This window comes from Microcoleus sp. C2D2 (assembly GCF_036702495.1).
In the GTDB taxonomy this organism is placed as follows: domain Bacteria; phylum Cyanobacteriota; class Cyanobacteriia; order Cyanobacteriales; family Microcoleaceae; genus Microcoleus.
This window is the reverse complement of record NZ_JAUBTO010000010.1, coordinates 86,803-109,626: the sequence shown is the minus strand read 5'-3', so window position 1 is coordinate 109,626 and position 22,824 is coordinate 86,803. Positions and strand designations below refer to the sequence as shown.

At 45.6% G+C, this 22,824-nt stretch carries 21 protein-coding genes and 1 pseudogene; 12 read left to right on the top strand and 10 right to left on the bottom strand.

Annotation, left to right across the window (positions count from 1 at the left end):
- The 6 genes from QUB61_RS06050 to patD all read right to left on the bottom strand — a co-directional run.
- Window positions 1-206, bottom strand: a 206-nt coding sequence (locus QUB61_RS06050; RefSeq protein ID WP_333189870.1) for a hypothetical protein, incomplete at its 3' end; no start/stop codon positions are given.
- A gap of 64 nt (window positions 207-270) precedes the next feature.
- Window positions 271-756 carry a GNAT family N-acetyltransferase gene (locus QUB61_RS06045; protein ID WP_333124934.1) on the bottom strand — a complete coding sequence of 162 codons (486 nt, stop codon included), beginning with the start codon at window positions 754-756 and terminating at the stop codon, window positions 271-273.
- A gap of 175 nt (window positions 757-931) precedes the next feature.
- On the bottom strand, window positions 932-2,005 hold the full coding sequence (locus QUB61_RS06040) for an RNA polymerase sigma factor, RpoD/SigA family (protein ID WP_333124957.1): 1,074 nt from the start codon (window positions 2,003-2,005) through the stop codon (window positions 932-934).
- A 125-nt stretch (window positions 2,006-2,130) separates the two neighbouring features.
- Window positions 2,131-3,810, bottom strand: coding sequence for an ABC transporter ATP-binding protein (locus tag QUB61_RS06035; protein ID WP_333124930.1), 1,680 nt, complete (start codon window positions 3,808-3,810; stop codon window positions 2,131-2,133).
- A gap of 645 nt (window positions 3,811-4,455) precedes the next feature.
- Window positions 4,456-5,040 (bottom strand): zf-TFIIB domain-containing protein, encoded by a 585-nt coding sequence (locus tag QUB61_RS06030; RefSeq protein WP_333124926.1) that lies wholly within the window; start codon window positions 5,038-5,040, stop codon window positions 4,456-4,458.
- Between the two features lie 45 nt (window positions 5,041-5,085).
- Window positions 5,086-5,484 carry a heterocyst frequency control protein PatD gene (gene patD, locus QUB61_RS06025; protein WP_333124923.1) on the bottom strand — a complete coding sequence of 133 codons (399 nt, stop codon included), beginning with the start codon at window positions 5,482-5,484 and terminating at the stop codon, window positions 5,086-5,088.
- A gap of 454 nt (window positions 5,485-5,938) precedes the next feature.
- Here patD and QUB61_RS06020 point away from each other — a divergent pair, with 454 nt between their 5' ends.
- The 3 genes from QUB61_RS06020 to QUB61_RS06010 all read left to right on the top strand — a co-directional run bounded on the left by QUB61_RS06020 (window position 5,939) and on the right by QUB61_RS06010 (window position 10,551).
- Complete coding sequence (locus QUB61_RS06020; RefSeq protein WP_333124921.1) at window positions 5,939-8,212, top strand: bifunctional (p)ppGpp synthetase/guanosine-3',5'-bis(diphosphate) 3'-pyrophosphohydrolase; 2,274 nt, start codon at window positions 5,939-5,941, stop codon at window positions 8,210-8,212.
- A gap of 144 nt (window positions 8,213-8,356) precedes the next feature.
- Complete coding sequence (locus QUB61_RS06015; protein WP_333124918.1) at window positions 8,357-9,550, top strand: ATP-binding protein; 1,194 nt, start codon at window positions 8,357-8,359, stop codon at window positions 9,548-9,550.
- Window positions 9,547-10,551: an AAA family ATPase gene (locus QUB61_RS06010; RefSeq protein ID WP_333124916.1), complete on the top strand. Its 1,005-nt coding sequence runs from the start codon at window positions 9,547-9,549 to the stop codon at window positions 10,549-10,551. Before QUB61_RS06015 ends, QUB61_RS06010 begins: the two co-directional genes overlap by 4 nt.
- A 61-nt stretch (window positions 10,552-10,612) precedes the next feature.
- Here the strand turns inward: QUB61_RS06010 and QUB61_RS06005 are convergent, their stop codons facing one another.
- The gene (locus QUB61_RS06005) at window positions 10,613-11,533 is read right to left on the bottom strand and encodes a glycine betaine ABC transporter substrate-binding protein (protein WP_333124913.1); all 921 of its coding nucleotides are present in this window, start codon (window positions 11,531-11,533) and stop codon (window positions 10,613-10,615) included.
- Window positions 11,534-11,587: 54 nt separating this feature from the next.
- On the bottom strand, window positions 11,588-11,725 hold the full coding sequence (locus tag QUB61_RS06000; RefSeq protein WP_333124910.1) for a hypothetical protein: 138 nt from the start codon (window positions 11,723-11,725) through the stop codon (window positions 11,588-11,590).
- Between the two features lie 109 nt (window positions 11,726-11,834).
- On the opposite strand from QUB61_RS06000, the gene QUB61_RS05995 reads away from it, so the two are divergent.
- The 3 genes from QUB61_RS05995 (at window position 11,835) to QUB61_RS05985 (ending at window position 14,112) form a co-directional block, all read left to right on the top strand.
- Window positions 11,835-13,202 carry an aldehyde dehydrogenase gene (locus QUB61_RS05995; protein WP_333124907.1) on the top strand — a complete coding sequence of 456 codons (1,368 nt, stop codon included), beginning with the start codon at window positions 11,835-11,837 and terminating at the stop codon, window positions 13,200-13,202.
- 202 nt (window positions 13,203-13,404) lie between these two features.
- Window positions 13,405-13,725 carry a nucleotidyltransferase domain-containing protein gene (locus QUB61_RS05990; protein ID WP_333124904.1) on the top strand — a complete coding sequence of 107 codons (321 nt, stop codon included), beginning with the start codon at window positions 13,405-13,407 and terminating at the stop codon, window positions 13,723-13,725.
- 108 nt (window positions 13,726-13,833) lie between these two features.
- The gene (locus QUB61_RS05985; protein WP_333124901.1) at window positions 13,834-14,112 is read left to right on the top strand and encodes a HEPN domain-containing protein; all 279 of its coding nucleotides are present in this window, start codon (window positions 13,834-13,836) and stop codon (window positions 14,110-14,112) included.
- A gap of 130 nt (window positions 14,113-14,242) precedes the next feature.
- On the opposite strand, the gene QUB61_RS05980 is transcribed toward QUB61_RS05985, so the two are convergent.
- A complete protein-coding gene (locus tag QUB61_RS05980) occupies window positions 14,243-16,921 on the bottom strand; it encodes a tetratricopeptide repeat protein (protein ID WP_333124899.1) in 2,679 nt (892 codons plus the stop codon).
- Between the two features lie 59 nt (window positions 16,922-16,980).
- Here QUB61_RS05980 and QUB61_RS05975 point away from each other — a divergent pair, with 59 nt between their 5' ends.
- The 4 genes and pseudogenes from QUB61_RS05975 (at window position 16,981) to QUB61_RS05965 (ending at window position 20,975) form a co-directional block, all read left to right on the top strand.
- Window positions 16,981-17,256 carry a hypothetical protein gene (locus QUB61_RS05975; RefSeq protein ID WP_333124897.1) on the top strand — a complete coding sequence of 92 codons (276 nt, stop codon included), beginning with the start codon at window positions 16,981-16,983 and terminating at the stop codon, window positions 17,254-17,256.
- A gap of 783 nt (window positions 17,257-18,039) precedes the next feature.
- Complete coding sequence (locus QUB61_RS05970; protein WP_333124894.1) at window positions 18,040-19,293, top strand: aminotransferase class I/II-fold pyridoxal phosphate-dependent enzyme; 1,254 nt, start codon at window positions 18,040-18,042, stop codon at window positions 19,291-19,293.
- A gap of 869 nt (window positions 19,294-20,162) precedes the next feature.
- Window positions 20,163-20,429, top strand: a pseudogene (locus tag QUB61_RS39790) (transposase); the annotation flags it as partial.
- Window positions 20,430-20,495: 66 nt separating this feature from the next.
- Window positions 20,496-20,975, top strand: a complete 480-nt coding sequence (locus QUB61_RS05965; RefSeq protein WP_333189867.1) for a 4a-hydroxytetrahydrobiopterin dehydratase — start codon at window positions 20,496-20,498, stop codon at window positions 20,973-20,975.
- A gap of 70 nt (window positions 20,976-21,045) precedes the next feature.
- Here the strand turns inward: QUB61_RS05965 and QUB61_RS05960 are convergent, their stop codons facing one another.
- Entirely contained in the window at window positions 21,046-21,780 is a 735-nt protein-coding gene (locus tag QUB61_RS05960; protein WP_333124889.1) for a response regulator transcription factor, read from the bottom strand.
- A gap of 227 nt (window positions 21,781-22,007) precedes the next feature.
- Here QUB61_RS05960 and QUB61_RS05955 point away from each other — a divergent pair, with 227 nt between their 5' ends.
- Together QUB61_RS05955 and QUB61_RS05950 are read left to right on the top strand one after the other, a co-directional pair.
- Window positions 22,008-22,232 (top strand): hypothetical protein, encoded by a 225-nt coding sequence (locus QUB61_RS05955; RefSeq protein ID WP_333124886.1) that lies wholly within the window; start codon window positions 22,008-22,010, stop codon window positions 22,230-22,232.
- Between the two features lie 144 nt (window positions 22,233-22,376).
- Window positions 22,377-22,625 (top strand): DUF6761 family protein, encoded by a 249-nt coding sequence (locus QUB61_RS05950; RefSeq protein ID WP_332952841.1) that lies wholly within the window; start codon window positions 22,377-22,379, stop codon window positions 22,623-22,625.
- The last annotated feature ends 199 nt before the right edge of the window (window positions 22,626-22,824 follow it).

Here is a 22,824-nt window from a genome sequence, read left to right as displayed (position 1 = left end):
CCACACACAGGCAAGATGCCTGTTCCACACACAGGCAAGATGCCTGTTCCACACACAGGCAAGATGCCTGTTCCACACACAGGCAAGATGCCTGTTCCACACACAGGCAAGATGCCTGTTCCACACACAGGCAAGATGCCTGTTCCACACACAGGCAAGATGCCTGTTCCACACACAGGCAAGATGCCTGTTCCACACACAGGCAAGATGCCTGTTCCACAACAGATGAATTTTTGGTGGGGAGTAGGGGTTGGGCACGCGGGTCCTGAATTACTTCGATGCCAAAGTTGCCAAAGACTCGCCCGCAACCCGGCAAATCCGCCAGTCGGGCATCACATCAGCACCGATACCCTTGTAAAATCCGATCGCCAATTCATTCCAATCCAAGACGCTCCATTCCAAACGCCCGCAGCCTTTTTCTACTGCCAACTGCGCTAAATAAACTATCAAAGATTTGCCAATTCCCCGCCCTCGAAACTCAGGCACCACGAACAAATCTTCCAAATAAATTCCCGGCTGAGTCAAAAAAGTAGAATAATTGTAAAAAAACAGCGCCCAGCCCACCACTCGATTTTCGCACTCTGCTAAAATCGCTTCAGCAAAAGGTCGATCGCCAAACAAATGATGTTCCAAATCAACGGCATTGCCAGTAACGGCATGAGATAATTTTTCGTACTCAGCTAAAGCTTTAATCAAATCAAACAGCACCGGCACGTCGGCGCGGGTAGCGGGGCGCAAAATTACCTCAGAAGACATAAATAAGTAAGTAGTACGCGACAATCAACAATTAAAAATACCACATCAAGACATTTTTAATTTGTAATTTTTAATTAAGCTTTTCTACCTTGAACAAGGATATTTACGGCGGCGTCGGAGTGTCCCCCACAATAATTTTAAAATTTTTCAAAATTTAAACTCAATGTTTTTTAGCTTATTTCAACCAGCCTTTCAATCGTTCCGTCACTTGAGGGCGGCGCAGCTTTCGCATTGCCTTATTTTGAATTTGACGGACTCGTTCGCGGGACAAATTGAACAAACTGCTAACCTCTTCTAAAGTGTAAGGTTCGCCGGTCAGCAAACCGTAACGCATAGCAACAATCTCTTTTTCCCGCTCAGTCAAAATACTGTCCAACACCTCCAAAATATCTTGGCGCATCATCATCTCATTCATCTGAGCTTCTGGAGATTGCGTCGCGTTATCTTCGAGAACATCCAAAAGTTCCGAACTTTCTTCGGAGCCGATGCGATGGTTGAGAGACAAAGATTGCCGGCGTACTTGCTGGAGGTAGCGAAGCTGTTGGCAAGTAACTTCCATTTCTCTAGCAAGTTCAGCTTCACTGGGATTGCGTTGAAGAGAACGCCTCAAATCCCGATAAACTCTTTTGAGTTTATTTAACTGTTCGACAATATGAACCGGCAAGCGAATCGTCCGCCCTTGATTGGCAATTGTCCGGGTAATTCCTTGGCGAATCCACCAATAGGCATAGGTAGAAAATTTGTAACCCTTCTCGGGATCGAACTTTTCGGCGGCCCGATTCAAACCCAAAGCTCCTTCCTGAATTAAATCGAGAAAAGGCACGCCCCGATTGAGATAGCGTTTGGCAATCGAAACTACCAAGCGCAAATTCGAGCTGATCATTTTCCGTTTCGCCGACTGACACTGGTGGCGAAGCTGTTGCAGTTGAGTTTCGCTCACCCCCACAGCCGCCGCGAGTTCAGCTTTTGTCGGCACTCTGTCCAATTCCTGCTGCAAACGCTGTTCTAGTTTCTCCAGGGCTACCAATTCTTGAACGCGGCGCGCCAACTCCACCTCTTCGGCTGCAGTCAGTAGAGGATACCGAGCCATTTCCTTGAACAAAGCTCCCACGGGATCGTCGGCCGACCAGTTGTTGTATGCTGAGGACCGAGTTACGGTCGGACGATCGATCTCGGTGTCTTCATCTTGTGCGATCGCGAGTGAGGCTTCGGGTGCCACCGCAAAACTGCCTAGGTCAGATTCTGCCATATGGTGCTTGGTGTCGGTGGGATGATTTGAAATGTCTGCCTTCACTCTAACCAATTTAACCCGAAATTTCAGAAATCCATTTAGAAGCCCGTGACAGACATTAGATTGCCCCACTTTTATCCTTTCTATTGCGTCCGGGCAAGTAAAGGAGCAGCCTGCAACAACTGCTGAGTGTAAGGGTGCTGTGGATTAGTAAAAATATCTCTAGTCGTGCCGATTTCAACTATTTTTCCCGCATTCATGACCGCAATGCGCGAGCAAAAAAACCTCGCCACCCACAAATCGTGCGTAATAAACAGATAAGTCAAATTAAATTCCTGCTTCAACTCCAACATCAGCTCTAAAACTTGAGTCTGCACGCTGGCATCCAGCATACTCACGGGTTCGTCGCAAATTATCAGTTGGGGCCGAGTAATCAAAGCGCGGGCGATCGAAACTCGCTGCTGTTGTCCTCCCGACAATTCCCCCGGATAGCGGCGAAAGAAATCCTCCCCAGGAGTCAAACCTACCCGCTCTAACATTTGGATTACTTGTTTTTTAGCTTCGCTGGCATTAGCTAATTTGTGAATAAACAAAGGGTCAGCAATACTTTGCCCGACTGTCATCATCGGATTCAGGCAAGCATGGGGGTCTTGAAATATCATTTGCATTTCGCGGCGGTGCTTCCTCACAGCATCGCGGCCTGCGGCAGTTATATCTATTCCTTGAAATTCAACTTTGCCGCCAGTCGCGGTAATTAGCTGCAAAATCGTGCGTGACAAGGTACTTTTCCCGCAGCCGGACTCCCCCACTAGCCCTAGGATTTCTCCCCGTTCTAGCTCTAAACTAACGCCGTCTACTGCTTTAATTACCTGGCGATTACGGGCAAATAACTGATCTAATAAATTGCTTTCTAAACTGTAGTGTTGCTGCAAATCCGTCACTGTCAAAAGAGGCGAATTTGACTGGGATTTAAGCCGATAATTTTCCTGCTCTCCTGTTCCTTCTTTTTCCTTCCCCGTCTCGGAATCGGCTTGAATGTGCAAAGCTGCTTTGAGGAGCGATCGAGTATATTCGTGCTGCGGCTGTTTAAAAACGTTCTCCACCGGCCCTGTTTCTACGACTTTACCGCCGTACATTACCGCAATGCGATCGCAATACTCGGCCACCATCGCCAAATCGTGAGAAATCAACAAAATAGCTGTTCCCCTTGAAGCGCAAAGTCTGGTTAATTCCTGCAATATCTGGGCGGCGACTGTTACGTCCAAACTTGTAGTCGGTTCGTCGGCCACAATTAATTTGGGATCCAGCAAAAGAGCCAAAGCAATAGCTACTCTTTGCCGCATTCCGCCGCTAAATTCGTGGGGAAATTGCGACCAGCGAGACGCCGGAATTTTCACAGCTTCCAGAGTTTCGATCGCCCGTTTCTTAGCTTGCTTGCGATCCAAATTCGGTCTGTGAGCTTGCAAAGTCTCGATGCAGTGTTCCCCCACAGTCATCAAAGGATCGAGACGAGTCATCGGATCTTGAAAAATCAATGCCACAGCTTCGCCCCGAAACCGTCTCAGCCGCGAAGCATTCATGTCAAACACCGACTCTCCAGCAAAACCAACTCGCCCCTCAATCAGCGTCGAATCGGGCAGCAACCGCATCGCCGCCCTTCCCAAAGTTGACTTACCGCACCCAGACTCCCCAACTAATCCGAGCTTTTCCCCCGGTTGCAGCGTCAGGGAAACCCCGTCAACGGCCCAACCGGATTGGCCGCGCCGCTGAGGATAAGCTACTCGCAGATTTTCAACGGAAAATAGAGAAGAGTCATTAGTCATTAGTCATTAGCCCTTAGTCTGTTGTCTGTTGTCTGTTGACTGTTAACTGTTAACTGTTGTCTGTTGACTGTTAACTGTTAACTGTTGTCTGTTGTCTGTTGACTGTTGTCTGTTATCTGTTGTCTGTTATCTGTTGACTGTTGTCTGTTGACTGTTGTCTGTTGTTATTTATAGCGGTTCTCAAAAAAGTGAGGTATGCCCTATGCCCACGGAGGCCACGGAGGCCACGGAGGCCACGGAGGCCTATGCCGGATAGTACCTCATCTTTCGCTCGAAAGGCTATATTATTTATCAATATACTGGCGGTTATTTGTTAGTTATTAGTATTGTTCACGACTTATTAGTTATTGGCAAGAGACCGATATGCTGTTTGTAAATACCAATAGAAATTGCTACAAACAAAGATTTTATCACTACATCATTAACCGACCAACCGCTTACTAACAACAGTCAACAGTCAACCGTCAACAGTCAACCGTCAACAGTTATGCTGTTTGTAAATACCAATAGAAATTGCTACAAACAAAGATTTTATCACTACATCATTAACCGACCAACCGCTTACTAACAACAGTCAACAGTCAACCGTTAACAGTCAACAGTCAACCGTCAACAGTCAACCGTCAACAGTCAACAGCCAACTGACTAAATTTCCTTTCGCTTCAACTCAGCTCTCCGCAGTATGTAAGTAGCCGCACAATCTGCGTGGGGATGGTCTGCTAAAACTTCCGCGAGTTCCAACACATATCCGGCGATATCCGGCCCCAGCTTCTCAGTAAGCACTTGACGTTCCCGAGAGGCGAGTTCTTGCACGCGGGCCTTAGCTTGCCAATTGGGAGAAAACATCTTGTCAATCTCGGTGTGGAATCCCAGGGTTTCGAGAATGTCCCACTCGCCGTTATCGCACCAAATGCCCCCGCACAACATACAGCGCTCTATGTAAAAGGGCACTCTGCTGAAGGGAACTTTCGCCCGCGACAGATAGTGACCGTCTTCGGGACACAGCGCTGCTTTGCTGTCGTAGGCACAGGGCGTGAATTCTATGCCGAGAGTGCCTGTCGCCTGGGGCTTTTCGGATTTGTTGTACCACTCGCTCTGCTCTTTCTGCCAAGCTTCGTATTCTCTGCCTGGAATCCAGATACCGTAACAGTTGGGACACCACTCCACTGACATACTGCCGGCTAAGGTGCCGCCTTCTAAGTTGGGATGTTTACATTTTGGACATTCCACCACTTTATTTCTCCTTGCCTTCTCAATTCCCTGTTAATTCAGTTGTTAATTCTGCATCTGGGCGGACCCTGAAGAACCAGAATTTTTTTGCAGCAGCGCGCCACAGTAGCCAATCAGCGTGTTAAGCCGCGCGATCGCCCCAGTTTGCCTCGCCTTTGCTGTCGCTGGCTGGCGCGACGCTTGCAAAAACGTGACATCTGTCCCCAATAACCGCAGTTGCTTGTGAATTTCCGTCAAATACGACTGCTCTGGGGGTGTTTCCGAGGCGTCTAACTCATCGCTTTCGGCTCTCATAATTTGGTTTCCGAAAAATTGTTGCACTTTTCTGTATTCGATCGCCAGCGCGGCCCGATCCAGATTATCCTGTGCAGCAGTTTTTTGTAGTTGTTCTAGTGCTTGCTGCAATTCTTGGTAGCACTGGCGGCGGTCTTCGGACAATATCATGATTTTGTAAACAAATTTGTATTTATAATCAAAGTAGATACTTGGTTAAGGTTTGCTCATATTCAGGAAAGCCGTGCGTTTTTGCCGCAATTCCCTGTTTTTTGAGAACTTTTTTTGATGGGCTGCCCTGACTCGACCCTTTTGGCTCCTGCTTTTAGCTTAGCGTTGCCTGATGCAGCCGATCGCCCGCTACCTCAACTGTTACCGCCCAAATAGGCTTATTTTACCCGAGTGGCAGACCGCGGCGGCGGCAGTGGTGTCACTATATTTTCCTACCTGCGACGGGGGGCGAGTCGGAATGAGATAGGTATAGTTAACACACAAATCGACTATTTTTTGGAATTGCAAATTGTGGTCTTCAATTAGCTTAGTATAGCTAAACACATAATTTCGGCAATTCAACCGAAAATCGGCTTTTAACCATTTGTATTTCTAAGTTTTAAAGGTGCACCCCATGAACGCGAACACTCTGACCCCCTCTCCTTCGATCGATCCTGCTGTAGTTCCCGATTGGCTCCAAGAATGCCTGAATGCTCGATCGCAGCCTGATGAGGCTTCTAACCCGAATTGCTCGACTGACAACAGCTTAATTTGTCGCGCCTATGAATTTGCCCGCGACTTGCACGAAGGACAGTACCGCAAATCCGGAGAACCTTACATTTGCCATCCGGTAGCTGTCGCTGGAATACTCCGGTATATGGGCGGCAACAACGTCATGATTGCTGCCGGCTTCCTCCACGACATTGTTGAAGATACAGATATTACTCTCGAAGAAATAGAACAGCGGTTCGGCGCAGAAGTGCGGCAGTTGGTCGAAGGTGTCACCAAGCTTTCTAAGTTTAATTTTTCCAGCAAAACAGAGCGCCTGGCTGAAAATTTCCGCCGAATGTTCCTAGCAATGGCTAAAGATATTCGCGTCATTGTGGTCAAACTGGCAGACCGGCTGCACAACATGAGGACTTTGGAGCATTTGTCCGAAGAAAAGCAGCGCACTATTGCCCTAGAAACCCGAGATATTTTTGCTCCCCTGGCGAACCGTTTGGGTATCGGGCGCTTTAAGTGGGAATTGGAAGATTTAGCGTTTAAATACCTAGAGCCGGAAGCTTACCGCGAAATTCAGGAATTGGTTGCCGAGAAGCGAGGCGATCGAGAAACTCAACTCGCAGAAGTCACAGATTGTTTGCGAGAAAGGCTTGACAATTTAGGCATTAAATGCTATGAAGTTAGCGGCCGTCCCAAACATTTGTACGGGATTTACGGGAAGATGCAGCGCCGCCAAAAAGGGTTTAACCAAGTGTACGATATTTCTGCGGTGCGGATCATAGTAGAAAGCAATGATGACTGTTATCGGGCTTTGGCGATCGTCCACGATTCTTTCCGCCCGATTCCCGGCCGCTTTAAAGATTATATCGGTTTACCAAAAGCCAACCGCTATCAATCTTTGCACACCGGAGTAATCGGAACCAGCGGCCGCCCCATCGAAGTGCAAATTCGCACCGTAGCAATGCACCACATTGCAGAATACGGCATTGCCGCGCACTGGAAATACAAAGAAACTGGCGGTTCTAACACAACAGTCACCGGCGACGACGAAAAATTTACTTGGCTGCGGCAACTCCTAGAATGGCAAAGCGACCTCAAAGACGATCGCGAATATTTACAAAGCATTAAGGACAACTTATTCGACGAAGATATTTACGTTTTTACTCCTAACGGAGACGTGATTGCTCTCAATAGCGGGTCAACTCCCGTAGATTTTGCTTACCGCATTCACACAGAAATTGGCAATCGCTGCACCGGTGCGAGAGTCAACGGGCGAATGGTAACACTAGACAAGGTTTTAAAGAACGGCGATATTGTAGAAATCTTGACCCAAAAAAATGGTCATCCGAGTTCCGACTGGCTGAACTTTGTCAAGACAAACGGAGCCAAAAACCGAATTCGCCAGTGGTTGAAGCGATCGCACCGAGATGAAAATCTCGCTCGCGGGCGGGAATTGCTGGAAAAAGAATTAGGTAAAAACGGCTTGGAATCTTTGCTGAAATCTGAACCCATGCAGTCTGTGGCTCAGCGCTGCAACTATCACAGCGTCGAAGATTTAATAGCCGGTTTGGGCTACGGCGAAGTCACCCTAAATCTCGTAGTAAATCGACTGCGAGATTTAGTAAAAGTGCAGCAAAAAATTGAAGCTGCTCCCGCAGGAGGACAGGAATTGCCCCAGCTAATACCTGCATCGACGACACCGAAACCAGTACCGAGTTCGTCTCCGAGCAAATCGCCGATCGCAGGTGTAGAGGGATTGCTCTACCATTTATCCGGCTGTTGTTGTCCGATTCCTGGGGAAGCAATTATTGGAGTTGTGACTCGCACTCGCGGAATTTCCATTCACCGACAAGGGTGTGTAAATGTGGAGAGCGTACCGGGCGATCGGTTAGTTCCTGTGAGTTGGAATTCGAGCGATCGCAATGCTAGCCGCCCGAATACTTATGCTGTCAACATTCAAATTGAGGCTCTCGATCGAGTAGGAGTTCTCAACGATGTATTGTCGCATTTAAAGGACAACAAAGTCAACGTCCGCAGCGCTCAAGTAAAAACCTATCCCGGTTTGCCCGCATTAATTGACTTGTGCATGGATATTGAGGATAAGGAACAGTTCGAGCGGACTTGTATGCAAATTAAAAAGATGAGCGATGTTTTGAATTTGCGGCGGCTGAGTGAAGTGAATTAGAAATTTAATTGAGCGGCTGATTCGGGAAATTGGTAAGTAGTAATTGACAATAAACTTTTCTTTTTTAACTCTTAACAATTCCCAAATAGCCGCAGTCTGCTGTTAGCAAGCAGTAAGAATAATTTACGAGAAATAAGTTAAAGCATGGATGACAGTCAGTTAGAAACTCTCCTCAAAGACATGGAATCCGATCGAGTAGAGCGCAAGGCCTCAACATCCGATAAAGGTAAACTCTGTCAGGCTATATGCGCTTTTGCCAACGACTTGCCAAACCACCAACAGCCAGGGGTACTATTTATAGGTGTTAATGATGATGGAAGCTGTGCCAATTTAAGCATCACCGATCAACTTTTACTAACCCTCTCGAATATGCGTTCAGATGGAAATATACTGCCTTTTCCCGCGATAACCGTGCAAAAGCGAACGCTTGCGGGATGCGAGTTAGCAGCAGTCATTGTAGAACCATCATATGCACCCCCTGTCCGCTATGACGGGCGAATCTGGGTACGGGTGGGCCCCCGCCGCGCTACTGCCACAGCCGAAGAAGAGCGCCGTCTCTCAGAAAAACGGCGTTCCAGAGATTTACCTTTTGATATTCAATCTTTGCCTTCCGGGACACTAGATGACTTAAATTTAACTTTATTTCAACAGGAATATCTACCTTCCACATTGCCTAGTGACATATTAGAAGAAAATCAAAGAACCGTCGAACACCAATTAGCATCAGTAAGATTTATTACCACTTTACCGTCAATTCAGCCAACAAATTTAGGTATATTGGTAGTAGGAAAAGACCCCAGGCAATTGATACCGGGTGCTTACATTCAATTTTTGCGAATTGAGGGAACTGAGCTAACTGACCCAATTAAAGATCAGAAAGAAATTGCCGGGCCACTTTCTATGATGCTGAGAGTGTTAGATGAAATACTGCAATCTCATATCTCAATAGCTTCTGATATTACCGCTCAGTCAGTGGAAATCCAGCAGCCAGATTACCCGTTAGTAGCACTGCAACAGCTTGCTAGAAATGCGCTCTTGCACCGCACCTATGAAGGGACGTATGCACCAGTAAGAATTACCTGGTTTAGCGATCGCATTGAAATTCAAAACCCCGGGGGGCCGTTTGGACAAGTTAACAGACAAAATTTTGGTATGCCTGGAATCACTGACTACCGCAATCCAAACTTAGCAGAAGCCTTAAAAAATCTTGGTTATGTACAAAGGTTTGGAATTGGTATCCCCACCGCTCGCAATTCACTGCAAAAAAATGGCAGTCCACCACCAGAGTTTGTTGTCGAAGATGCTCATGTTTTAGTAATTATTAGGAGGCATCCGTGACAGTACCCATTATTGCTTTTTTCAATAATAAAGGTGGCGTCGGTAAAACTTCGCTAGTCTATCATTTAGCCTGGATGTATCGCAATTTAGGACTGCGGGTGCTAGCAGCAGATTTAGACCCCCAAGCCAATCTGACTGCTGCTTTTCTAGATGAAGAACGTTTAGAAGAATTGTGGGAAGGCAATAACCTACCTAACACAGTTTTTCGCTGCGTACAGCCTTTAGTTAGAGGAATTGGTGATATTGCTACTCCAGAAGTAGAGCAAATTGAAGAAAGATTGGGACTCTTGGTAGGAGATTTATTGTTCTCTGGATTTGAAGATGACCTCTCAGCAGAATGGCCCGGGTGCACGGATCGCAAGGAGCGTTCTTTTCGGGTCATTTCTGCTTTTTGGCGGCTCTTGCAAAACGCAGCAGAAGTTCATCAAGCAGATGTAGTTTTGACAGACATCGGTCCGAATTTAGGAGCGATTAACCGGGCCGCTTTGATTGCAGCTAACTATGTAGTAGTTCCTCTATCACCGGATTTATTCTCACTGCAAGGATTGAAAAATCTCGGCCCAACTCTCAGACGCTGGCGGCAAGAATGGCGGGAAAGATTAGAGAAAAATCCTGCCCCTGATTTAAAGCTTCCTCAAGGTCAAATGCAACCTGTTGGCTATATTGTCATGCAACACTCGGTACGGCTATACCGCCCAGTGAAAGCTTATCAGCGATGGATTGCACGGATTCCTAATATTTATCGGGAAGCTGTGCTCAATGAATCGGAAAATAGCACGCTTTCCATCGCCGAAGATCCTCACTGTTTAGCTTTGCTAAAACACTATCCGAGTCTCATGCTGCTTGCTCAAGAAGCCCATAAACCTATGTTCCACCTCAAACCTGCGGATGGGGCAATGGGTTCTCACATCCAGGCCGTGCAAAGTGTTTACGGAGACTTTAAAAAGCTAGCTCATAAAATTTCTGAAACCGTACAAATCCCAATACTTACCAATTTCTAATCCCAACTTTTAAGTAAGCTGCTACGCATATAAAGTGAACTTTTAGGAGAGAAACTGCCGATTACTTTGCGCTAGGTGCGGGCTGGGAACCGCCCAGCTTTTGCTGCAAAAACTCCCGCGCCACTTGTCGTGCTTCCTGCTGTTGTCCGTCAACTTGATAGTTTAGTTTACGCATATCTTCCTCGGAGATTTTGCCGCCCAATTCTGCGAGAACTTGACGCAATTCTGGGTATTTTTCCAAAATTTGCGATCGCACCACCGGAACTGCTTGGTAGGGCGGGAAATAGTTCTTGTCATCTTTGAGCACTACTAAACCCAAACTTTGAATCACACCGTCCGTCGTATTACCAGCAATCACATCTACTTGTTTTTGTTGCAGCGCTTCATAAAGCAATCCTAACAGCAATTCCTTCGGTTGTTCTCGAAATTTAATCCCGTAAGTTTTAGCCAATCCGCGCAATCCATCTTCTCTCTCGTTAAATTCTGGGCCGAAAGCAGCCCGGAGGTTAGGTGAAGCTTTCCCAAGTTGCGAGAGAGTTTGTAAATTGAGTGTTTTAGCCTGATCTCCCCGCACAATAATCGCAAAACTGTTATTAAATCCCAGCGGTTGGGTCCATTCTGCTTTAAACTGTTTGGGATATTCTTGTTTGAGGTAATCGAAGACTTTTTTGGGGTCAGAAATCGGTTTTTGTTTGAGTATGTTGGCGTAAGCAGTACCCGTGTATTCCACGTACAAGTCGATTTTACCTGCTGTTAGGGATTGATGGCAAAGCGAACCTCCGAGATTCTGTTCTTGTTTTACTTTAATATCTGTTTTAGCTTCGATGTGCTGTGCTAAAATTTCTGCGAGAATGTCTTGTTCGGTAAAGTCTTTCGAGCAGATGACAACTTGCTTTTGGGGCTTAGAGGTACATCCTACTACTGCAAACAAAGAAAGCAGCCAGCAGGAAGAGAAAAAAAAATCGTTCTTAGATATTCTCATAAGCCAACTCCGTTGTAAGTTCCACAATTATCAGCTTCTAATTTATAGCATTTCTCAATCATTTGTAAAGGCAAAATCCGCAACTGCCGCAAAGATTTTAGGATTAGCACCGCTGACATCTCGCAAGATACCTACTTCTTCTCTTCCTCTTCCTAATTCTTCCTTCGTGTTCTTCGCGTCTTCGCGGTTCAATCATCCTAATTCTTCCGGCCCGAAACGAGTAGATTTTTTTAACACCCGCACTTTAGCCAAGTTCCGTTTTCATGTTGTAACATTTATTTATAGACATGGAGGACAAAAGATGGTAAACAGCGTCAGCGATATTATCCAGAAGCAGCGGCAATTTTTTGCGACTGGGAAAACTAAGGATGTGGATTTTCGGATCGAACAGCTCAAGAATCTCAAAAGTGCGATCGCTTCCAATCAATCACGGATTGTCGATGCTGTCAACGCTGATTTGAACAAGCCAGAGTACGAGGCTTATTTTGAACTTGCTGCGATCGCAGAAGTTAATTATGCCATCAAAAACGTTAAATCGTGGGCCAAGCCGAAAAAAGTGCCTACTTCGATCGATCAATTCCCAGCATCGGCCCGCATTTACCCAGAACCTTTGGGCGTTGTTTTAATCATCGGGCCTTGGAATTACCCATTTCAGCTAATGATATCACCCTTAGTCGGGGCGATCGCCGCAGGCAACTGCGCCATCCTCAAACCTTCAGAAATCGCCTCGCACACGTCGGCAGTTGTCGCCGACTTGATTACCAAAACATTCGATCCCGCCTATGTAGCCGCCGTCGAAGGAGGAGTGGAAATCAGCCAACAATTATTAGCGGAAAAATTCGACCACATCTTCTTTACAGGCGGCACAAAAATCGGTAGAATAGTCATGGAAGCCGCAGCCAAACACCTGACACCCGTGACATTAGAATTGGGCGGCAAAAGTCCTTGCATTGTAGACTCAGATATTCAAGTTGAATACACGGCTAAACGCATTGCGTGGGGCAAATTTATCAATGCCGGTCAAACTTGTATCGCTCCCGATTACCTGTTAGTTGATAAAAAAGTTAAACCTGATTTGATCGAGGCAATTAAAACAGCAATTCACGGATTTTACGGCGACGATCCGCAGAAAAGTCCCGACTATTCCCGAATTATCAATCAGCATCATTTAGGACGTTTGGCAGAGTTTATCAAAGACGGAGAAGTTGTCGCCGGCGGTCAAACAAACCCCGAAGATAAATATATTGCACCGACGGTTCTCGACAAGGTTTCCTGGGATGCGCCTGTGATGAAGGATGAGATTTTCGGGCCGATTTTGCCAGTTTTGGAGTATGATGATTTGGGGGAGGCGATCGCCCAAATCAACGCCCGTCCCAAACCCCTAGCTTTGTATTTGTTCTCGAAGGATAAAGAGAAACAAGAGCGAGTTTTGCGGGAAACTTCTTCCGGCGGAGTTTGCATAAACGACACGGTTATGCAAGTGGGAGTAACAAGTTTACCTTTTGGCGGAGTTGGCGACAGTGGCATCGGCACCTATCACGGCAAAGCAAGTTTTGACACTTTTTCGCATCAAAAAAGCGTGCTGCAAAAGTCATTTTTACTTGACTTAAAATGGCGCTACGCTCCCTATCTAGGTAAGTTGGATTTGATTAAGAAAGTTATCGGTTGATGCGTTTTTTACTGGTTCCTAGGCTATGTCTGGGAACCAGTTATATCAATTCCGGTTACACTCCTTATGATATAGAGGAGACGGCACTGCCGTCTCCCTACCCAAAATAACATTGTAGGGACACGGCACTGCCGTCTCCTCATTTTGGCTGCTAATCATTCCGATGCAACCGGAAACAATATTACAAACATAACAAATCAAAATGAACGATAATTTACCAGAAATTTTAGCAGAACTCCGCCACTACTTTCACAAGTTATATGGCGAAAGACTCGTGCAGTTAATTCTCTACGGTTCCCAAGCTAGAGGAGATGCGAGACAAGATTCTGATATTGACATTTTAGTTGTGCTGAACGAACCCGTTCATGCTGGCAAAGAAATCGCTCGCACCAGTGAATTTATTGCTGCTTTGTGCTTAGATCGTGCGGTCGTAATTTCGCGTGCTTTTGCCTCTGCAACACGTTTTCAGCAAGAAGAAAGTCCTTTCTTTTTAAATGTTCGTAGAGAAGGAGTATTGATTTGAAACCAGAACAAATTGCTCTATTGAGAAAAGCTGCTGAAAGCCTGCGCCGCTGAGTTACTAGCAACTAATTAACTTTTTGATTTTGCAGCGTCACGAGCTTATTACACGATGTTTTATGTTGCCGAAGCTTTCTTGTTGAATGAAGGTTTAACTTTTTCCAGTCATGCTGCTGTGATTTCGGCATTTGGTCGAGATTTTGCTCGTACAGGGCGGGTTCCGGTCGAGTTTCACCGCTACTTAATTGATGCTCAAGATTTGCGAAATCAGGGGGATTATGATATCGATTCGGCAATTACAGAAGCCGAGGCTAATCAATTAATCGCGCCAGCAGAACAGTTTTTAGAATTAGCAGAACGCCTACTGGGAGATTTCCCTGATTCTCGATAGCGATTTCAATCGCCGAGTGATATCAATTCCGCTCTTCATCGGAATTATTGATCTCTCTCTTGTCTCCCTCTGTGTTCTCTGCGTCCTCTGTGGTTAAATCATTCCGATGCCACCGGAAACGATATGATATCTAATCAGATTTGTGCCATTCTCTCTCGATTCTCTCCAAATCCTTGGCGGCTCCCAATTGTTGAAAAATTTGATGTGCTGTATCGTAATGTTGTTGAGCAACTTCTGTGTTGCCGCGCGATCGCTCAAGGCGTGCTAAATAGTAGTTAACTTCGGCAATATGCCAAGTCATCCCCTGTTTTTGCATTTTTCCTAAAGCTTCTGTTAACAGTTGTTCTGCTGTATCTAGATTGCCTCTACCAAGTTCATTGTCTCCGAGACAACCGATCGACTTTGCTATCCCTTCGCGATCGCCCAATTCTGTTTCAACTTCCAAACATAGCCGGTAGAGTTTCTCTGCTTCATCCCAATTGCCGCGCTTTCGCTCGATATCTCCCAACAATCCCCAAGAAGATGCCATGCCCCATCGATCGCCCAATTCTGTCATCATTTCCAAAGATTGCCGGTAGAGTTTCTCAGCTTCATCCCAATTGCCACGTTTTCGCTCGATATATCCCAACCATGCCCAAGAATTTGCCATGCCACTCTTATTATCTTCTGCTTCTGCGATGGCTAGCGCATCTTTAAAATATTTTTCTGCTAAATCCCAATTCCCCAAATTCCGATGAATTGCACCTAAATTTATCAAGCAATAAGAATGTCGCTCGCCTTCAACATAAGGTAATATTTGCTCGTACAATTCTTTTGATAAATTCCAGTATCCCCACGTTCTTAAGTATTCATCTGGGATTAAGTAGTAAGCTTCGGGATAGTTGCCCAACCTAAAGGCAAAATGTTGAGCTTCTAGAACAGCTTGTAAATCTTCTAAACTTTGAGGATTTTCCACAGTTTTACCAGTGCAGTAAAACTTATAAACACTTTCCAGCAGCTTTGGCAGTTCATCTCTATATTCCCCTTGCAAAAACTCCTCAATCACCCGGTGCAAATCATAAAACTCCTCACATTTATCCTCGTCATAACGACTCTGCACCAAACTCGCACCGACTAATCGCTCTAAAATTGCGGCTGTCTCGCTAATTTCTGCGTCTGTAAATTCCGCAGGTTCCTCTAATACTGCTGCTAATTCCAAGCGGCTATCTTGTTCAACATCATCCGCATACAGCCGCAAAAAAGTTAAACCCCTGACATCTATCGGCACTCGCAAAACACACATCCGACACAGTAAATCTCTGGCCGCTTCACTTTGCCTTGCTAGTTGTTCTTGCAAGATAGGTTCTGCATTTTCCGTTACCAATTCAGGATGCTTCCGCAAATATCCCGGTCTCCCCTTGCCAAGAGATGCCAATAAAGTGAATAAAACAACATGACCTTCAACCCGCTGAGATATCCACTGCAAATCAGCTAATTTATCAGTCAACTTTCGCTGCTGCAAAATCTCGACACCCGCCGCAAAATCCACACCTTGCAACACTTCTATATGCACCAATTCCGAATCCGGTGCTAACCCCGGATAGCGGGTAGGTGCCAAATCCGCAGGCACTTCCCGGCTGGTTAAAATCGTTTGCGATTGGTGCCGCTGATAAACCAAAGCATTCAGCAACTTACCCCAATCCGGTGAAATTGCTCGATGTACCTGCGCCGCAGCCAAAATGTCTGGATTTCCCGCCTCAACAGCAGGATGCAAAATAGATTCCAGGTTGTCGAGTACCAAAATACAGCGAGTTTGTTGCAAGCCAGCCATAATTTCCGCAATCTTTTCATCGGCAGTTTTCAACACTTCCGCAACCTGAATACCCAAACCTTCACTTAACAGAAATCCCGCCACGTCATCAAAACTCGTTCCCTCCTTTGCCTCGAAATACATCGCGCACTCGTAATCGCCACCGGGCAAACTTTCCCCCTTTTGAAAAACAGACTTCTGCCAATTCACTCCCAATGCTTCTGCAAGTTTGACAGCCAAACTCGTTTTGCCCATACCGCCTTGCCCGATAATCGCCAATACTTTCAGCGGCGAAGTTCCATCGGGCAGCCTCTGTACTAATTTTGCCGTTAAATTTTCCACCAATTCATCCCGCCCTTTCCACACAGGAATAGAGTCAGGTAGTTGAGAGAAAGCTACCCTGATTGCTTTGTCGGGAGGGGCATCTGCCGGCACATCATCATTCTCGCTTTTGCCGTCAGTATTTTGTCCCCTGTTAATCTGACTGCTGATAACGGGTTCGCTGTTAACGCCCCACGCTTCTGCCAACTTTTGCAAATTCTCTTTTTTGTCTCTACTCCACAGCTTCAAAGTAAAATTCCAATCGCTACAACCCCGTTTTGCCCTCTCCGGGCGGTGATCGTCCAGAATTTTCAGCTTTTTTCCGAGATAATCACGCAGTACGTCACCGATATACTGTTTAACTTGCTCTTTAGATGTGTCTGCATTTGGTTTAAACCCCCCTCTATCTTTCAGCAAGTAGCGCAGGGCTTCAAGCGTCCCCTTGACTTGTAAATCAGTGGTGTTATCTTTCCAACTGACGTGTAGATTAGAAATGCGATTTGTATCATTCAACGCATAATCTATTAGCGCCTCAACCAAATAACTGACTCGCTGCCAAGACGTTTCGCCTTTTCCCTGGTTGGGCATAGCTTCGGAAAGTAAATTGCTAAAAAAAGTTTCGGGAAAGTTTCGGGAATCCCGATACCGAATGACAGTCCCGAATATCCCTAATGCCGATACTAGCACAGTTCCAGCCATTCTTTGCCTTCGGGTATCCCGAAATTCCACACTCAGATTAGTTGAGTTGGAAATGGTTTATGGGATTATCAAAACAGCAGCAATGGATGATTGGAGAGGCGATTCTCGGTACTGTAGTCGGTGCCATCAATTCATCGGCGGGGATAGTGTTGACTTTTGGGTTAGTAGGTTTTCACCTCTGCTTTGACAAAAATCAACAGGAAGTGTGGCGTTGCCCTCTCGAACAAACTTTAAACAGCGAGGAAGTATCGAAACTCTATTGTTGTAATGATTGTCCTTTCAAGAAAGCGGCGATTGATGTAGAAAAAGTTGAAGAAGGATCGCGAATTAAATAACTTACAATTTTAATTGTGATTGTGGGATGGGCGTCCCGCCCGTCCAAAAAAGACGGGCGGGACGCCCATCCCACAAACTTGTGGAAGTTATTTAATTCTCATTCCTAAGAAAGTGAGTAAACAGTGGTGCATCTAATGTGGAACAGCCCGGAAAGCCTGTTCGGGCCCGACACCCCACAAGAAAATTTATTATATCAAATCCGTTGACATCGGAATTATTATCTCTCTCTTATCTTTCTCTGTGTCCTCTGTGCCCTCTGTGGTTTAATCATTCCGATACAACCGGAATTGATATTATTTGTGAAGCCGGAAAGCCTGCTGAAGCGCGGGGGGCACACCCCACAAGAAAATTTACTCAGGATGTTAACTCGAAAGTCCGATCGCTCTTTTAATCAGTATAGGTAAAAAAGGACGATCGGGCGATCGTGAATTGAACTTTACAAACAAACTATTAATTGTGTGGACGGTGTAGGGTACTGGGTTCTACCGCTGATGCGTTACAAATTATTGCGAACTGATACCGTAATGCAGTAAAGAGTGAGATAGTTGGTAGTGCTGCATGATAATGTTAAACTAATAAACTAATATCAATACTCCTGAGTATATATGAGTATCACTTCTTTAAGATGTCCTTATGGAAAAATTATTAAAGACGCTCATACTTATGGTAAACAAGGATATAAATGTCAAGAATGTGGGCGACGGTATTTTGTCCATGAGTATAATTTATCGTTAAGGCGAGTTCCGTGACCTGCAATTACTATACACTACTACCCAATTACTATGTACGACACAAATAATCCAAATAAGCTCATACCAGATCCAACAAGTGAAGGGAAGACTCACTTTATCTCACCACGGTTACTAAAGTTATTAAATTACCAGACCCCTATAAGACAATTCTTTACCCAAGCGACCTATCTGAGTCGCCGAACTGAGCCGGAAAGTATTGATTTTACTTTGGGTGATGCCCATGAAATACCACCTCCAGGGTTTGTAGAAGCCTTACAGCGTTGGAGTGTACCGCAAAATCAAGGGTGGTATGGCTACAAGGGAAATATTCCAGAATCACGGATCGCTGTATCCGCTGCTCTTCAGGATAAACGCGGACTTTCTATATTGCCAGAAGATATTTTTATGACCAATGGTACTGTAGTTGGTTTGGCGATTTGTCTGCAAATGTTAGCGGGTGAGGGAGATGAGGTAATTATTTTGACTCCTCCCTGGTTAGGTTATAGGGGTATGGTGAATTTTACCGGTGCGGTTCCGGTGGGTGTGCCTGTGGATACAAACACCTTTGATATGGATTTGCAGGCGATCGCATCTGCAATTACAGAACGGACTCGAGCAATCATTATCAATTCACCCCACAACCCTACAGGTAAGATTTTTTCAGCTAGTACCCTGGAGAGTTTGAGCGGTATACTTAACGAGGCTTCTAAGCGCTATGGCAAGCCTATTTATATTATTTCCGATGAAGCCTTCAGCCGCATTGTTTTCGACAACCAGACTTGTTGCAGCCCTACTCAGTTTTACCCATTTTCTTTCTTAGTATATGGTTATAGCAAGACTTTAATGGCACCCGGTCAACGTATAGGGTATATTGCTTTACCTCCCACTATGCCTAATCGGGAAGAAATAAGAGGAATCATTGCCTACCTACAACAAACTCCTTTTGGTTGGTGTTATCCTAGTGTGCTCATGCAGTATGCATTAGGAGACTTAGAGCAACTAAACATAAATATCGAGCATTTACAAAACAAGCGAGATCGGATGGTGAAGGCACTGCGGGATATGGGTTACAACCTGTATAACCCTGATGGGACGTTCTTCCTCTTGGTGAAATCACCTTGGGGTGATGACCTTGCTTTTGCGGAGTTATTAGCAAGTCAAGATATATTTGTTTTCCCAGGAACTCCCCAGGAAATACCCGGTTACTTCCGAATTTCCCTTACTGCCAACGAAGAAATGATTTCGCGTTCTCTACCCAAATTCCAAGCCGCGATGGAATACACTATTGCTAACCCACTTCCTTAGCCTTCTTCTGTCACTAAGCGGCAGAGTATAATAGAACAAAATCTCTCCAACGAGAGCTAGGTCTATGGTTAACCCTAGCCAAGCTAATTCAACCTTGAAATTGATTGAAGAGTATTGTCGCTATTACAGAAATCTGTTTTCCGAAATCAGAAGCTTTGAAGCTTTTACACACCTTCATACTGGTATAATTTCTGAGATGGCGTTGCTGAATTGGGGTATGGTTTAGCGATCGCGTGCGGTGACTAATGCTCGATCGAAATAATTAATTGAATTCTGTCATCATTATTAAAGCTGCGCCGCTCGACTGGGAGACCCTCCTCTATTTCCTCAGAAGTAATAGCAGGAATCTCGACAAAAATCTGTGAGGAATCCTGCGAGTTTAATAGTTACAAATAAATTGCGGCATGGGTCGAAGATAACTATCAAGTATCCGTCAAATATCAAACTTTACACAAGCAACTGCACGGCTTCGCAGGAAAGCCAAGTTAAAAGTACCAAGGCGTTTGAGTAACAAAAAAGATCCGGTGGCAGCAATCGAGTTTAAAAAAAACTAGAAAAATTGTTTAAAGTTGTCTTCGGGTTGCAGCCCACTACCCCTAATCCAGCAAAAAATGGTCTCAAATATTGGTGTCAAGATGAAACTAGATTCGGCTTAAAAACCATTGAAAGGAAAAAAAATACAGCCCGTTGCGTCAAACCAATAGGTTTAGTTCAAGGGATTTTTAAAGCTTACTATCTATATGGGGCGGTAGCTCCGCAAACAGGAGAAAGTATAGGGTAAGAATTTTCACATCGGGATGGTCTATGTTTTCAAATATTCTTAGCTCAGGAACGCCTGGGAACATCCAGATAATTTAAATGTTGTTCAATTAGATAATGGTAGGTTTCATCATAGTAGCAACCTCAAAATTCCCGACAACATTTTACTATTTTTTCAACCGCCATACAGTCCAGAATTGAATCCTATCGAGAGAGTCGGGCCACATATAAAACAAGAATTGAGCTGGGAAATTTATGATAATTTAGATAAAATGAAAGAAAAAGTTCGCGCTTTTATTGAAAAATTTTCACTCTTAACAATAGCATCTATAACCGGATGGGATTACATTCGATCGGCTCTAGCTACTGTTGCATGATTTTGGAGAAGTAATATAAAATTAATACTCAAAATCCGATTCGCGTATTATAATAACAGGAAACGGGTGCGATCGCTTCCGATCCCAACCGCGAGATCCTCTACCTCTTTAGCTAGTTACGTTGCGCCCTGCGACTTGCTGCGAGTAGAAAATGTCTCTAATATGTTTAAGCATCCGATCGCTAAGACCCAATTTATGGAACCTTTATCAAACGAACGCTGTGTCGCCTGCCACCCAAACTCTACCCGCGTCACAGCTTACGAAATTGTCCAACTCAAACCTCAAGTTCCTGACTGGAATTTAATCGAAAAAAATGGCGTCCCCCAAATAGAACGCACCTACGAATTCCCGGATTTCAAAAGTGCGATCGCCTTTACAAACAGCGTCGGTGAAGTTGCAGAAACCGAAGGACATCACCCGGCATTGTTAACCGAGTGGGGAAAAGTTACCGTTACTTGGTGGACTCACGCGATTTCTGGACTGCACCGCAATGACTTTATTATGGCAGCGAAAACCGATGCGATCGCCAATCAATTCCCAACCTGAACAGGATTTGTAGCCTGCGCCGGGCCGCGCACCTTACTACTTGTTTTTTTGCAATTACCTACTGAATACTCTAGGAAAGCACCGCCTTCGGCACTGGTGAATGCGGTTGATTGGCATTGTTCAACAACTCCAGATTTAGTCGGTAGCCGACATTCCGCACAGTTTGAATCAGGCTCGGCTGTCGCGGGTCGATTTCGATTTTTTTACGCAGAGAGAGTACGTGAGTGTCGATCGTCCGGGGGTTATCAATAGCATCGGGCCACGCCCGACGCAGCAAATCCGAGCGCGACAGCGGCACCCCTCCAGCTTGAGCTAGCACGTACAGCAGGCTAAATTCCTGGGGAGTCAGCTCGATATGTTCCTCGTACAACCTGACTCGGCGCTGCACCAAATCAATTTTCAGCAGCCCGCACTCCAGCGTCGCCGGCGGTATCATCGTGCGGTTGCGGCGCATCAGAGCTTCCACCCTGGCCATAAACTCTTGCATCCCAAAGGGTTTAGTCAGGTAATCGTCTGCGCCCGACTTCAAACCTTCAACAATATCCGATTCCGAATTCCGAGCCGACAGCATCAAAATCAGCGACTGCTGCTGCTGTTGCAGCCAGTGGCAAAATTCCAAACCGTCCCCATCCGGCAATTGGGCATCGAGAATGACTAGGGTTGGCTGGCGGCTGAAAAATATTTCCCTAGCGTGACTGATATCCGCTGACTGGTGCACCCAGTGACCGACTTGCTGTAGATGCCAGCCCAAGAGCGATCGCAGGTGCGGATTGCCTTCAACAATTGAAATACTTGCAGATTCCACAGAGGCGAGCTTCCCATATCACTAATTGCTACCAGATTAACAGAGCTTTTGTCAAGGTTTTGTAACCCTTGCTACTCAAGCATGAGCTGCATTTAAAGCTAAGAACAAACCCAGGGTAGGAATTTTAAAGATTTGGTCAATTTGGCAGCGTCAGCCTGCAGAAAGGTTAAATCATTCTGGCGGTAAGCTTACAATGAAAATAAGACAGTGTAAAGCCGATCGATCCCATGCCCCAACCGCCTGCCACAACCGAACCCCCTCGCCGGGCCGCCACCGATAGGAGGTTGACAAATCGCGCAACTGAAACTAAAATTCCTCCAACCGTTCGCTCGGTAGCTGGAAGACTCACCCACTTTGACCGCAAAATTCAGCAACATCCCGACTCAATTAAACGCACGGCGGATTATCTAGGTGCGGGCAAAAAAGTCGAGCCACTGCATTGCAGCGAGTGAAATTTTTTATGGAGGGTAGCCTGTTGAGCAGGGTAAAAACTTTTATTTAGAAATAGCCTCAAGCTGAGCCAATCAGCATCAATCCAGGCCGTTCCTAAATCCCGCCGTCATTATACAAACCACAAAGGATTTCAACCTCACACCATGCTACAAGACACCCAAACAATCAGGCACTACCAAAAACTCACCGACGCCCTCGTCGAAATGTGGAATAGAGGTTATCGCTTCGATGACCTGCGGCTTTACTTAGACGGCTATTTAGCCGCCCTGCGACATTCCAACAGTCTGGAACCCTATCTGATTCACAGACTAGAGGAAGAAGCAGCGCGTTACATTCACGACCCCTCCAATTTTGCCATGCCACAGACACAAACTGAATCAGACTACTATTAATACCAAATTCGGTTTAATAAACCCGCTGATTATTGGGTAATTGGTAATGGCTTTTTTTGATACCAAGAGCTATTACCAGAATGATTGAAGGGGTCATAAAACCCGGTTTTGGTATAAGAGTCCGTCAGAAAGTTGCAAGCTGTCGTTTCAAAATTGATGTTTAGTAGGGCGGGCCGTCTCCGCCCTACTGTTGTTAAAG

Excerpts from the sequence above, each read along its gene's own strand:
- QUB61_RS05955 (WP_333124886.1), top strand. The coding sequence starts at position 22,008 with ATGCCCCAACCGCCTGCCACAACCGAACCCCCTCGCCGGGCCGCCACC.
- QUB61_RS06005 (WP_333124913.1), bottom strand. The coding sequence starts at position 11,533 with ATGAGAATATCTAAGAACGATTTTTTTTTCTCTTCCTGCTGGCTGCTT.
- QUB61_RS06015 (WP_333124918.1), top strand. The coding sequence starts at position 8,357 with ATGGATGACAGTCAGTTAGAAACTCTCCTCAAAGACATGGAATCCGAT.
- patD (WP_333124923.1), bottom strand. The coding sequence starts at position 5,484 with ATGATATTGTCCGAAGACCGCCGCCAGTGCTACCAAGAATTGCAGCAA.
- QUB61_RS05970 (WP_333124894.1), top strand. The coding sequence starts at position 18,040 with ATGTACGACACAAATAATCCAAATAAGCTCATACCAGATCCAACAAGT.
- QUB61_RS05990 (WP_333124904.1), top strand. The coding sequence starts at position 13,405 with ATGAACGATAATTTACCAGAAATTTTAGCAGAACTCCGCCACTACTTT.
- QUB61_RS06020 (WP_333124921.1), top strand. The coding sequence starts at position 5,939 with ATGAACGCGAACACTCTGACCCCCTCTCCTTCGATCGATCCTGCTGTA.
- QUB61_RS06045 (WP_333124934.1), bottom strand. The coding sequence starts at position 756 with ATGTCTTCTGAGGTAATTTTGCGCCCCGCTACCCGCGCCGACGTGCCG.
- QUB61_RS05985 (WP_333124901.1), top strand. The coding sequence starts at position 13,834 with ATGTTTTATGTTGCCGAAGCTTTCTTGTTGAATGAAGGTTTAACTTTT.
- QUB61_RS05995 (WP_333124907.1), top strand. The coding sequence starts at position 11,835 with ATGGTAAACAGCGTCAGCGATATTATCCAGAAGCAGCGGCAATTTTTT.
- QUB61_RS05975 (WP_333124897.1), top strand. The coding sequence starts at position 16,981 with ATGGGATTATCAAAACAGCAGCAATGGATGATTGGAGAGGCGATTCTC.
- QUB61_RS05950 (WP_332952841.1), top strand. The coding sequence starts at position 22,377 with ATGCTACAAGACACCCAAACAATCAGGCACTACCAAAAACTCACCGAC.
- QUB61_RS06035 (WP_333124930.1), bottom strand. The coding sequence starts at position 3,810 with ATGACTAATGACTCTTCTCTATTTTCCGTTGAAAATCTGCGAGTAGCT.
- QUB61_RS05980 (WP_333124899.1), bottom strand. The coding sequence starts at position 16,921 with ATGGCTGGAACTGTGCTAGTATCGGCATTAGGGATATTCGGGACTGTC.
- QUB61_RS06040 (WP_333124957.1), bottom strand. The coding sequence starts at position 2,005 with ATGGCAGAATCTGACCTAGGCAGTTTTGCGGTGGCACCCGAAGCCTCA.